This is a genomic window from Pseudorhizobium sp. NPDC055634, assembly GCF_053618655.1.
Window position 1 is genome coordinate 159377 of record NZ_JBSHHW010000008.1, and the last position, 12549, is coordinate 171925.

10 protein-coding genes are annotated in these 12549 nt (G+C 64.0%); 3 read left to right on the forward strand and 7 right to left on the reverse strand.

The window, feature by feature from the left end; translation table 11 throughout:
- Positions 1-12 precede the first annotated feature (12 nt).
- Complete coding sequence (locus ACWGPT_RS14750) at positions 13-1962, reverse strand: acetoacetate--CoA ligase (RefSeq protein WP_452606366.1); 1950 nt, start codon at positions 1960-1962, stop codon at positions 13-15.
- Between the two features lie 174 nt (positions 1963-2136).
- On the opposite strand from ACWGPT_RS14750, the gene ACWGPT_RS14755 reads away from it, so the two are divergent.
- Positions 2137-3972 carry an AsmA family protein gene (locus ACWGPT_RS14755; RefSeq protein WP_452606367.1) on the forward strand — a complete coding sequence of 612 codons (1836 nt, stop codon included), beginning with the start codon at positions 2137-2139 and terminating at the stop codon, positions 3970-3972.
- A 73-nt stretch (positions 3973-4045) separates the two neighbouring features.
- Here ACWGPT_RS14755 and ACWGPT_RS14760 read toward each other — a convergent pair whose 3' ends face one another.
- The 5 genes from ACWGPT_RS14760 to ACWGPT_RS14780 form a co-directional block, all read right to left on the reverse strand.
- The gene (locus ACWGPT_RS14760; RefSeq protein WP_452606368.1) at positions 4046-4864 is read right to left on the reverse strand and encodes an ABC transporter permease; all 819 of its coding nucleotides are present in this window, start codon (positions 4862-4864) and stop codon (positions 4046-4048) included.
- A gap of 1 nt (position 4865) precedes the next feature.
- Positions 4866-5774 carry an ABC transporter permease subunit gene (locus tag ACWGPT_RS14765; RefSeq protein WP_452606369.1) on the reverse strand — a complete coding sequence of 303 codons (909 nt, stop codon included), beginning with the start codon at positions 5772-5774 and terminating at the stop codon, positions 4866-4868.
- Positions 5775-5786: 12 nt separating this feature from the next.
- On the reverse strand, positions 5787-6941 hold the full coding sequence (locus ACWGPT_RS14770) for an ABC transporter ATP-binding protein (RefSeq protein WP_452606370.1): 1155 nt from the start codon (positions 6939-6941) through the stop codon (positions 5787-5789).
- 72 nt (positions 6942-7013) lie between these two features.
- Positions 7014-8111, reverse strand: a complete 1098-nt coding sequence (locus tag ACWGPT_RS14775) for a polyamine ABC transporter substrate-binding protein (RefSeq protein ID WP_452606371.1) — start codon at positions 8109-8111, stop codon at positions 7014-7016.
- A 110-nt stretch (positions 8112-8221) separates the two neighbouring features.
- Positions 8222-9640 carry a helix-turn-helix domain-containing protein gene (locus tag ACWGPT_RS14780; protein WP_452606372.1) on the reverse strand — a complete coding sequence of 473 codons (1419 nt, stop codon included), beginning with the start codon at positions 9638-9640 and terminating at the stop codon, positions 8222-8224.
- A gap of 218 nt (positions 9641-9858) precedes the next feature.
- Between ACWGPT_RS14780 and aceA the strand changes: the two genes are divergently transcribed.
- On the forward strand, positions 9859-11148 hold the full coding sequence (gene aceA, locus ACWGPT_RS14785) for an isocitrate lyase (RefSeq protein ID WP_452606373.1): 1290 nt from the start codon (positions 9859-9861) through the stop codon (positions 11146-11148).
- Between the two features lie 87 nt (positions 11149-11235).
- The gene (locus tag ACWGPT_RS14790; protein WP_052637005.1) at positions 11236-11472 is read left to right on the forward strand and encodes an SMc00767 family acetate metabolism repressor; all 237 of its coding nucleotides are present in this window, start codon (positions 11236-11238) and stop codon (positions 11470-11472) included.
- Between the two features lie 60 nt (positions 11473-11532).
- Here the strand turns inward: ACWGPT_RS14790 and ACWGPT_RS14795 are convergent, their stop codons facing one another.
- Complete coding sequence (locus ACWGPT_RS14795) at positions 11533-12402, reverse strand: LysR family transcriptional regulator (protein WP_452606374.1); 870 nt, start codon at positions 12400-12402, stop codon at positions 11533-11535.
- Positions 12403-12549: the final 147 nt, after the last annotated feature.

The following is a 12549-nucleotide window of genomic DNA, read 5'->3' on the forward strand; positions in this document are numbered from 1 at the left end:
GCGACCTGCCCCTCAGCTTCGCAATTCCGGCAATTCCGCAAACAGGTCGAGCGCCTCGGGATTGGCCAGGGCCTCCTTGTTCCTGACCGGCCGGCCATGGACGACGTCACGCACCGCAAGCTCGACGATCTTGCCTGACTTGGTCCTCGGTATGTCGGCGACGGCAATGACCTTGGCCGGAACGTGCCGGGGAGATGCGCCGGTGCGGATGCGGTTGCCGATGGTCTTCACCAGTCCATCATCGAGAACGATCCCCGCTGCGAGACGGACGAAGAGCACGACGCGCACGTCCCCCTCCCAGTCCTGCCCGATGCAGATCGCCTCGGCGACCTCGGGCAGTTGCTCCACCTGGTTGTAGATCTCGGCGGTACCGATCCGCACGCCGCCCGGGTTCAGCGTCGCGTCGGAGCGGCCGTGGATGATGATGCCGTCATGCTCGGTCCACTCGGCGAAATCGCCGTGGCACCAGACATTGTCGAAACGGTCGAAATAGGCCGCCCGATACTTCTCCCCTTCGGGATCGTTCCAGAACATGATCGGCATGGAGGGGAACGGCTTCGTGCAGACAAGCTCGCCCTTCTCTCCCCGCACCGGCTGCCCTTCGTCGTTCCAGACATCGACGGCGAGGCCAAGGCCCGGCCCCTGGATCTCGCCGCGCCAGACCGGCTTCAGCGGATTTCCCAGCACGAAGCAGGAGACGATGTCCGTCCCTCCGGAGATGGAGGCAAGATGGATGTCCGGCTTGATGCCTTCATAGACGAAGGAGAAGCCCTCCGGCGAGAGCGGAGATCCGGTGGACGTCATCAGGCGCAGGTGGGGGAGGTCATGCGTTTCACGCGGGACGAAACCGCTCTTGCGCACCGCGTCGATATACTTGGCCGAGGTGCCGAACACGGCAAAGCGCTCCTCCTGCGCATAGTCGAACAGCACCTTCTCGTCGGGAGCGAAGGGGGAGCCGTCGAACAGGCAGAGCGTCGCCCCGACCGCCAGTCCGGAGACCAGCCAGTTCCACATCATCCAGCCGCAGGTGGTGAAATAGAACAGCCGCTCGCCAACCTCGAGGCTGCAATGCAGCCGATGCTCCTTCAGATGCTGAAGTAGCACCCCTCCGGCGGAATGGACGATGCATTTCGGAACGCCCGTGGTTCCCGAAGAGAACAGAATGTAGAGAGGGTGCGCGAAGGGAAGACGGACATATTCGACCTCGCGCGCATCGAATGGCGCAATGAAATCCGCAAGGGTCCGACCGTCGGGAAGCGACGCGGCAAGCGCCGGAGCGTCGCCGGCATAGGGGACCACCAGCACCGGAACGGCGAGCACGTCGGCGACCTCCCGCACCTTGTGGGAAACGTCCTGGAGCTTGCCGTTGTACCAGTAGCCGTCGCATGTGATGAAGAGCCTGGGCGTGATCTGGCCGAAACGGTCGAGCACGCCCTGCGTGCCGAAATCGGGCGAACAGGACGACCAGACGGCGCCGATCGAGGTCGCGGCCAGCATCAGCGCGACGGTCTCGGGCATGTTCGGCATCATCGCGGCGACGCGATCGCCCTTCTCGATGCCGGCGGCCCGCATCGCCTGCTGGAGGCGGGAGACCTCCGCATGCAGGCGATCCCAGGACCAGGTGTCGCGCGCCTTGTCTTCGCCCCGGAAGATGATGGCTTCGCCGGCGCCCCGTTGGGAGAGAAGATTTTCCGCGAAGTTCAACCGGGCGTCCGGGAAGAACCGCGCACCGAGCATGTCGGCGCCATTCACCAGGACGCGAGAACCAGGCTCTCCCTTGACGCCGCAGAACTGCCAGACGGCCATCCAGAATTCTTCCGGTTGCTGCACCGACCATTCATGGAAGTCATCCACCGACGTCGGGGGACTGTCGTATCGTTCGGCGCACCAGGCCATGAACGATCGCAGCGGCAGGTCCTGCCGAACGCCGGAAGGTGTCCACAACGGCTGTTCAGAATTCATGGAACTCCTCCATCCCCTCAGAGAACCTCCTATAGCATGCTGCGCCGCAGGATGAACGGCCGATTGGAGGTGCGGGTGTACAGTTTGCGCCGCAGGCGCGTTTCCTGTAATCGGCAGGCCTGATCAGCAACCGGTCAGGACAAGAGCGAGAAGCCGGCGAGGCTCAGGAGGCGAATGGCAAAGGGAGTTCGCGCGCCCTCAAGGGGACTGCTTCGCCGCCTGTGGCGTCCGGCCCTGCTGGCGATCCTGTTTGTCGCCCTGCTTTCGCTGGCGGTTCAGCTGCTGGCGCCCGTGCTCGTCTCGAGCACGATCGTCCGTGACGGGATCGAGCGCGTGCTGTCGGAATGGACCGGGCATGACGTGCGCATCGAGGGCCCTCCGAGGCTCAGCTTCTGGCCGCAGCCGGAAATCGAGGTCAGCCGCGTCGTCATCACCAAGCCTACCCCGGACGGCATCCGCGTGCTCGCGCGCGTCTCGCGAATGACCGCCGAGTTCCGCCTTCTCAAGGCGATCCGCGGACGGCTGGAATTCCACAACTTCGCGCTCTTCGACCCGGAGATATTCCTGGAACGCGACCGGGACGGCCATCTGGACTGGGCGCAGGAGGGTCGCCTCAGCGAGGCCGTCGGCGGCGCGGTCGAGGAGAACGGACACGTCGTCCTGGACCCGTCACTGGACCTCGCACTCGACGACGTCACGATCAGCAACGGGCGCGTCGAGATAAAGGACATGGCGACGGGTCGCGTCTGGTCGAGCCGGGGCATTTCCGGCGAACTCGATTGGCCCCGGCTGTCCGGACCCGCTTCGCTGGACGTCGCGGCCATCGTCAACGGCCAGCAATTGCATCTTTCCGGCTCATCGAGCCAGCCTCTCCTTCTGCTTGCGGGTCGCGCTGCCCCGCTCGAGTTCTCCCTCGATGCCGACATCCTCGACGCGGAGTTTACCGGAACAGCCGGTCTTGGAACGGGAAGTCCGGTATCCGGCGTCCTGAAGCTCTCGATACCGGATCCGGAAGCCGCTCTTGCCTGGGCGGATGTCCCCGTCGGCGACCTTGCGCACATGGGACCCTTGTCCATGGAAGCCCGGCTCGTGACGATCGAGGGCGCGCTGCGATTTGACGAACTTCGGCTCTCCACGGGCCTGATGGAGGTGAACGGCATACTCGACCTTCTCCTCCGGGAGGACCGTCCGCCGCGCCTGACCGGGACGCTTGCCTCGAACCGCTTCGACCTTGCCGTCCTGCAGGCCACCACTCGCCCCAAGCCTCCGGGACATGCGGGCGGGGATTTCCTCGAGGGGCTGGAACTCGACCTGCGCATATCGGGGAAGGAGGTCTCGCTCGCGACCCTGACCCTGACGGACGTCGCGGTGAGCATCGTCCGCGAGAACGGCCAATCCCGTTTCGACCTCGTCGACGGTTCGCTTGCAGGTGGCGAGATCAACGCCCAGGTCGTCACCTCCGCGCCCGAGGCGGAATTCAGCACCAATGCCACGATTTCGGTCCGGGATGCCGATCTTGGCGAGATCCTCGAAACGCTGAGACTTCGCGGCCCCATTCCCCGGGCCCGGGGCTCGCTTCGCCTAGTCCTGGCGACGAGGGACGACGGCTGGGCCGGCTTGCGCCGGGGACAGGGCTCCTTCCAGATGACGACCGGCCCGGGAACCCTGCTCGACATGGACCCGAATACGGTCCTTGCCCGCGCGCGGCAGGGACGCCATCAGCCGCTGATCAATCCCGGCGGACAGGATTTCGATTACGAGAAGCTGGAACTTGCCGCGACCTTCGCGCGTGGTGTGGCGGAAATCCAGACAGGTATCATCGAAGGCAACGGCCTGATCGTCGCATTTTCCGGCGCGCTGCCGCTGGCGGACGCCGGCGTGGCACTGTCGGCGACGATCCGCAGGGCGGACGGTCTGGAGGACGCCGATGCCCTGTTCATCGGCGGATCGCTTTCGGAGCCCGTGGTCATTGCGGTGATGCCGCCGACATCGCCGGCTACCGGGGACTGAGCGGAGCGCCCATGCCAATGCCGGAAACGTCTGTCTCTCACGCTTAGACCGATGCTCGGCATCCCCGCTCCTCTCAGACGGCTCCCCGCAGCGCGACATGCTCGTCGCGGATCCGCCTGAGTTCCGAGCGCTTGGAGGCGAAGGAGGCGAAGATGACGCCGAGCGTCACGAGCCCGATCAGGATCGTGCAGATCGCGTTGATTTCCGGTGTCACTCCAAGCCTGACCTGCGAATAGATCTTGATCGGCAGGGTCGTCGCGCCAGGGCCGGTCGTGAAGCTTGCGATCACCAGATCGTCGAGCGACAGGGTGAAGGCCAGCATCCATCCGGCAGCGACGGCCGGCATGATCAGCGGGAGCGTGACCTTGAAGAAGGTCTTCACCGGCGGGCATCCGAGATCGAGCGCCGCCTCTTCCAGGCTCCGGTCGAAGGTGAGCAGGCGCGACTGAACGACGATCGCCACATAGCACATGGTGAAGGTCGTATGCGCGATGGTCACCGTCCAGAAGCCACGGTCGATGTTGAGTGCCACGAACAGGAGGAGCAGCGACAGCCCTGTGATGACTTCGGGCATGACCAGGGGCGCGTAGATCATCCCGGAAAAGGCCATCCGTCCGGGAAAGCGCGCGTACCGGACAAGGGCAAGCGCCGCCAGCGTTCCGAGCACTGTCCCGAGCGTGGCGCTCAGCAGCCCCACCCGCGCCGTGACCCAGGCAGCGTCCATGAGGCCCTGGTTGGCCCACATGGCGGCGTACCACTGCGTTGAAAACCCGCCCCACACCGTCACGAGGCGCGAGGCATTGAAGGAGTAGACGATCAGGATGATGATCGGAATGTAGAGGAAGGCGAAGCCCAACGTGAGGACGACGGGGTCGAAGCGTGAGGACTTCATCTCACCTCACCTTCTGCTGCTGGTTCTGGAAGATCATGATCGGCACCACCAGTACCAGAAGGAGGAGAACCGCCACCGCGGAGGCGAGCGGCCAGTCGCGATTGCCGAAGAACTCCGTCCACAACGTCTTGCCGATCATCAGGGTCTGCGCACCGCCCAGCAGGTCGGGAATGACGAACTCGCCGGTGATCGGTATGAAGCAGATCATCGAACCGGCGACGACGCCCGGCAGCGAGAGCGGGAAGGTGATCTTCCAAAAGGCCTTCCAGGGCGGGCATCCGAGGTCACTGGCCGCCTCCAGCAGCGTGCCGTCCATCTTTTCCAGGGCGGCATAGAGCGGCAGCACCATGAAGGGCAGGTAGGAATAGACGATGCCGATGAAGACCGCGATATCGGTCCGGTAGATCTGGACCTGCTCGTCCGGCCCGAAAAGCCCGACCGCCTGGAGGAGGACCGTGAGCAGCCCTTCCGGTTTCAGGATGCCGATCCACGCATAGACGCGGATAAGAAACGATGTCCAGAACGGCAGGATCACCAGCATGACCAGCGTGGGGCGCAACGAAGCCGGGGCGCGAGCCATGGCAAGCGCCATCGGGTAGCCGATCAGGAGCAGGAGGATAGTCGAGATCGCCGCGATCCGGAGAGAGGAAAGGTAGGACTGCAGGTAGAGGGGATCTTCCAGAAGGAAGGCGTAGTTTTCAAAATCCAGCTGCCCGACGAAGTCGCCGATCATGCCCGGCCCTTCGAACACCGGCAGATAGGGAGGCATGGCGATCGCCGTGTCCGACAGCGATATCTTCAGGATGATCAGAAAGGGCGCGGCAAAGAAGAGCAGCAGCCACACATAGGGGATGATGACGACCAGCCATCTTGCCGGTCCCGCCTGGGGAGGTGCCGCCGTGTCAGCCATTCTACGCTCCCCTCAGTTCGTCAGGATCAGCCCGGCGTCCCTGGACCAGCTCAGCCAGACCATGTCGCCGAACGTGATCGGGCGGTCGACCAGCCGCGAGACATTCGCCTGGGCAGCGCGGATGATCCGACCGTCTTCCAGCCTGACGAGGAAGATGGAGAAATCTCCGAGATAGCCGATGTCCCAGACCTCTCCGTAGGCGGCATTGACGGTCGTCTCCGCCGGCGGATCGATCGTGATGCGAACCTTCTCGGGGCGGATGGCGAACGCGGCGCTGCTGCCGGGAACCGCCGCGGCTTCCTGCTCCACGGCGACCACAAGCCCGTCGCAGTTCATGGTGAGGATCGGGGGCGAGCCGCCTTCCCCGAGGCCAGTGACGGTCCCCTCCATGATGTTGATGTCGCCGATGAAGTCCGCAACGTAACGGCAGTTGGGCGCCTCGTAGATCTCGGCGGGCGTGGCAACCTGCACGATCCTGCCCTTGTCCATCACGGCGATCCGGTCGGACACCGTCATCGCCTCTTCCTGGTCGTGGGTGACGATCAGGAAGGTCAGGCCCAGCGTGTGCTGGATGTCCATCAGTTCGAACTGGGTTTCCTCGCGCAGCTTCCGGTCCAGCGCGCCGAGAGGCTCGTCGAGCAGGAGCACCTTCGGCCGCTTGGCGAGCGAACGGGCCAGTGCCACGCGCTGCCGCTGGCCGCCCGACAGTTGCCCCGGCTTGCGCCTTGCGAATTCCTCGAGCCTGACGAGCCGCAGCATTTCCTGGACGCGCGCTTCGATTTCACCCTTCGGCAGCTTGTCCTGCTCCAGCCCGAAGGCGATGTTCTTCTCCACGGTCATGTGCGGGAAGAGCGCGTAGCTCTGGAACATCATGTTCGTCGGCCGCCGATAGGGCGGGACGCCGGAGATGTCCTTTCCCTGCAGGAAGATGCGTCCCTCGGTCGGCTCCTCGAAACCGGCCAGCATCCGCATCAGGGTCGTCTTGCCGCAGCCCGAGGGGCCGAGGAGCGAGAAGAACTCCCGCTCGTAGATATCGAGGCTCAGATTGGTGACGGCCGTGAAATCCCCGTAGCGCTTGGTGATGTTCTCAAAGCGGATGAATGGTACGGCGTCGGGTTCCACCCAAGGAGCGAAGGTGCGTTTTACTGGTCCCAGCGATCTGGCCATGCCTGCTCCGTCGAGCGTTGAAAATATCAGATACAAGAAAGCGAAGGGCGGGTCAGTGCCCGCCCCTTGCGTTTAGCTGCCCGTCTTGACCTGGGTCCAGATCCTGTTGAGCACGCGCTGCTCGCGCGGCCCGTAGGGAGAGATGGTGAACAGTTCGGAGAGCGTCTCGGCCGGTGGATAGACGGACGCGTTCTCCAGCACTTCCTTGTCCAGGAACTCCTGCGAAGCAAGATTGCCGTTGGCATACTGGACGTAGTTCGAGGCCTTGGCGATCACTTCCGGCTTCATCAGGTAGTTGATGAACTCATGGGCTTCGTCGACATTCTTGGCGTCGGCCGGAATGGCGAGGTTGTCGAACCACATGTAGGTGCCTTCCTTCGGGATCACATATTCGATGTTGACCCCGTTTCCTGCCTCCTCGGCCCGTGCCTTCGCCTGCAGGACGTCGCCGGACCAGCCCATGGAAATGCAGGTGTCGCCATTGGCGAGCTCGTCGATATAGGCCGACGAGTTGAAGGTTTTCACGTACGGGCGGATCTTCGTGTAGACTTCGCCACCCGCTTCCAGGTCGGCGGTTTCCTTGCTGTCCGGGTCCTTGCCGAGATAGTCTATCGCGATTGCGAAGGTCTCGTCGGAGGCGTCGAGGATGTTGATGCCGCAGGCCTTCAGCTTCTCGGCGTTTTCAGGCTTGAAGAGGATATCCCAGCTATCGACCGGGACGTCCCCGAGAGCTGCCTTCACCTTGTCGACGTTATAGCCGAGCCCGGTCGTGCCCCACATGTAATTGACCGCATATTCGTTGCCGGGATCGTACTTGGCCAGGCGCTCCGAAATCTCGGGCCACATGTTCGACAGGTTCGGAAGCTTCGACTTGTCGAGCTTCTGGAAGACGCCCGCCTGGATCTGGCGCGCGAGGAAGGGGGCCGTCGGGACGACGACGTCGTAGCCCGAGCCGCCGGCAAGCAGCTTCGTCTCGACGATCTCGTTGGAATCGAACACGTCATAGACGACCTTGATGCCCGTTTCCCTGGTGAAATCCTCCAGCACCGACTCGTCGATATAGTCGGACCAGTTGTAGACGTGCACCACCCGTTCCTGGGCCATGGCACCCGTTGCGGCAACGGCAAGGCCCGCAACGGTTGCAGCAAGATGCAGCAGCTTGGTCTTCATGAGATCTCTCCACTTCGATTGCGGGCCGCCGGCGTAGCCGCACCCCATTTCGACGCGAGAGTAAGAAGGAAATTTTGCTGCCACAAGGAAAATGTGCAGTGCAGGATCGGTCACTGGAAATCGAATGCGCTAAGCCCGGTGACCATCTCGTCCAGCCCGAGCGGGCGCGTCAGCGGCGGTTCGGCGCGGGCAAGGCAGCCCTGGCGCTCGCAGAGGCGGCAGGCGGTTCCGGCGAGCACGTGCGCCGCGGCGTTTCCGACGGCCGCACCGTAGGCCGTCTCGCCGGCCAGCGACAGTTCGCATCCGAGGAGCAGGGCCGTCCGTCTTATCCGTTCGCCGAAGGCCGCCTGGGGTCCGTCGATCGTGCGCGACACAGTGAGATAGCGGGTGCCGTCCGGCATCTCCGCCGATTCCGCCAGGATCTGTCCCGGCTGGGCGAAGGCGGAGTGGATGCCGAGTTTCGGACAGTGCCCGCCGAAGGCCGCCTTGGGATAGCCCTGCGCGCCGGCCCGGCGGATCACGTTGCCGGCATGGTCCAGTTCGAGCAGGAAGAACGGAAGCCCGGCCGCGCCTTGGCGGCCAAGCGTCGTCATCCGGTTGGCGGCCTGCTCGAACGACACGTCGAAGCGGGACCTCAGGACGTCGATGTCGTAGCGGGTCCTCTGCGCCGCCGCGAGGAAGGCGCCATAGGGCATCATCAGCGCATGTGCCGCATAGCGCGCCAGTTCGAACCGGCCGATGCGGCGAGCCTCGCCGCTGGTGAAGGACAGGTCCTCCAGTTCCGCGAGGATTTCCGCCGACAGCGCCAGCTGCGCCGCTTCGACCGCCAGTTCGCGGGTCCTGTCAAAGGGTGACAGCCTCTCGGAGACGAAGAGCCGCATTGAATGGCGGTCGTAGCGGCGGCGAAGGTTGGGCATCGCGTGGACCGGCAGCGTCCGCACGGCAATTCCGTGCTCGGCCTTCAGCCAGGCCTTCAGCGCGCCCTGAAGATCCTCACCCGGACCGAGGCGCTGGGCGAATTGTTCGGCCGCGTCCTCGATCCGTCCGAAAAAATTCGGGCGCCGCTCGAGACGATCGCGGACCTCGTCGATAGGCAGATGGGTGCCGGAGACGGACGTCTCGTGCCCCTCGCGGGCCAGTATGTCCGTGAGGTCGGTCAGGCGGGCCGCCTGTTCGCGATAGGCCCGGTAGAGCTTCACCATCCCGAGCGCGGCATTGGGGGCCGCCTCCGCGACTTCGAGGATTTCCTGGTCGCCGGGAATTTCACCCGACAGAAGGGGATCAGCAAAAACCTCCCGGAGCTGCGTCGCCGCGCCATGCCCTTCGCCCTGCAGGAGGTCGAGATCGACCTTGTAGACGGAGGCGAGCTTGATGAGCAGCTGAACAGTGAGCGGCCGCTGGTTGCGTTCGATGAGGTTCAGATAGGAAGGCGATATCCCCAGCGCCTCCGCCATCGCCGTCTGCGTCAGGCCGAGCCCGAGACGCACGCGCCTGACCCGGGGTCCTGCAAAGATCTTCCGCTCAGCCATTTGTCACCATTTTTACACACCGAGACCGCTCGATGCCTTTGACTATTTTTACATCTTCACAGCCGCGATTGTCAAACGCGCGACATCCTAACCCTTTTGACAGTGCTGATTTTGCGTATTTTCTGGCTGTGCCGCGTTGAGGACTGTAAATCCAGTCACAGACGCAGGCAGCCACGGTTGCGGATGCGGAGGGCAATAATGGAAATGGAGTTCTGCGAATGACCGACTTTTACAACCTGATCGCCAATGCACCCAAGGGCCGCTACGACGGCATCGAGCGTCCGTATACCCCCGAGGACGTCAAGCGCCTGCGCGGCTCCGTCGAGATCAAGTACACGCTGGCCGAAATGGGTGCCAACCGCCTGTGGAAGCTGATCAACGAAGAGCCCTTCATCAATGCGCTCGGCGCTCTTTCCGGTAACCAGGCCATGCAGATGGTCCGCGCCGGGCTGAAGGCCATCTACCTCTCCGGCTGGCAGGTCGCCGCCGACGCCAATACCGCTTCGGCCATGTATCCGGACCAGTCGCTTTATCCGGCCAATGCCGCACCCGAGCTTGCCAAGCGCATCAACCGCACGCTCCAGCGCGCCGACCAGATCGAGACACAAGAAGGCAAGGGCCTTTCCGTCGATACCTGGTTCGCTCCGATCGTCGCCGACGCGGAAGCAGGCTTCGGCGGCCCGCTCAACGCCTTCGAAATCATGAAGGCCTTCATCGAAGCCGGCGCTGCAGGCGTCCACTTCGAAGACCAGCTCGCTTCTGAAAAGAAGTGCGGCCACCTCGGCGGCAAGGTCCTGATCCCGACCGCGGCCCATATCCGCAACCTGAACGCTGCGCGTCTTGCCGCCGACGTCATGGGCGTCCCGACGCTGATCGTCGCCCGGACCGACGCGGAAGCCGCGAAGCTCCTGACGTCGGACATCGACGAGCGCGACCAGCCCTTCGTCGACTACGATGCCGGGCGCACGGCCGAGGGCTTCTACCAGGTCAAGAACGGCATCGAGCCCTGCATCGCACGCGCGATCGCCTATGCGCCGCACTGCGACCTGATCTGGATGGAAACCGGCAAGCCGGATCTGGAGCAGGCCCGCAAGTTCGCGGAAGCCGTCCAGAAGGCGCATCCGGGCAAGAAGCTCGCCTATAACTGCTCGCCGTCGTTCAACTGGAAGAAGAACCTCGACGACGCCACCATCGCCAAGTTCCAGAAGGAGCTGGGCGCGATGGGCTACAAGTTCCAGTTCATCACGCTCGCCGGCTTCCACCAGCTGAACTACGGCATGTTCGAACTGGCCCGCGGCTACAAGGAGCGCCAGATGGCCGCCTATTCGGAGCTTCAGGAAGCGGAGTTCGCCTCCGAGGTCAACGGCTACACCGCCACCAAGCACCAGCGCGAAGTCGGCACCGGCTATTTCGACGCCGTCTCGATGGCGATCACCGGCGGCCAGTCCTCGACCACCGCAATGAAGGAATCGACCGAGACCGAGCAGTTCAGGCCGGCAGCCGAATAACCTTCGCGGTCCCTCTTCTCACCCGAGGAGGGGGACCGGCAATCCTGGATCAACACGTCAAGAACCCCGCATAAGAGGAGAAATGCAATGACCCCACAGACCCGTGTCAAGGAACGTGCCGAAGAACAGGCCTCCGCCATGACGACCGACCAGCAGGCCATGATCCGCATGGTCGCCAACGACCTGCACCGGCTCAACCAGTCGGTCATGAAGGCGGTGGATGCCGGCGTATCGGTCGAACTCGTCCGTTCCGCCCGTCACCACGGCGGCGACGGAAACTGGGGCGATCTCCTCATTCCGGTCGTTGTCACCCAGGCACACTAAGGGGGCTGGGGATGACGGAAGGGCGCCGTCGGCGAGACGGCGCCCTTTTGCGTTTCAGCGTCAGGAGCCGGGGCGGCGGCCTGAAAACAGGTCGGCCTGCCTGCGGACAAGATCGGCTATCCGGTCCACGACCATGCGGATTTCCCGCCGGTGACGGTCGTCATTGTTCATCACGATCCACTGGGCGTGGCGAAGCGAGCCGATTTCCTCCCCTGCCCGCTCCAGCCGGTCGTCTTCATCACCCACGAAACAGGGCAGGACTGCGACACCCGCACCCGCCGCCGCCAGATCGCGCAGGGACCGCGGCCGGTTGACGGTTACCGCGATCGCGCCCGCCTGATGCTCGTGCGGATACCGGAGATAGGCGGAAATCGCGTCCTCTTCCGTAACGGCGAGCCAGCGATTTTCTGAGGCGGGTGCAGCGCTGCGGGAGCGGTAGGCGGCATAGGCGACCTCGCCCAGTCGCCGCGCGGCAAGATTGGCCTCGTCCGGTTCGAAGGCCCGGATGCCGATGTCGCTTTCCCGGTGCGCGAGGCTTGCCCGCCGCTCGGCAATGAAAATGTCGAGCCGAAAATTATCCGCACCCGTCTGGAGCTTCGCGTGGTTGCGGGCCATCCACCAGGCAAGCCAGGTACCGCAGGCGATCCGCACCAGGGGCGAGGCGCCGCCCTCCTGCTGCCAGGTATCGATCCGCCGGGCAGCCCCCTCCATCTCCCTGACCTGCTCGAGAAGCACGGCGCCCTCGGAGGTCAGCCGATAGCCAGTCCGGCTCCTGACGAAGAGCGGACGCCCGACCCCGGCTTCCAGTTCGAGCATGCGACGGCCGATCGTGGCCGGGCTCAGGCCGGTCACGCCCGCGGCACCGGACAACCCGCCATAGCGCGCGACCTGCAGGAAAAGCTCGTAGGTATCCCAGCCTATGTTTTTCATGGGTGAAAAACGTAGCGCAGTTCCGACTGTTTAAGAAGACGGAGATCCGGTCTATCTGGGCTGACGACTTTTCATATGCGGAGGTAATGACAATGTATGACGTCGTCGCAGCGATCGTGGCATCGTCCCATTCGGCGCGGAGCCGGG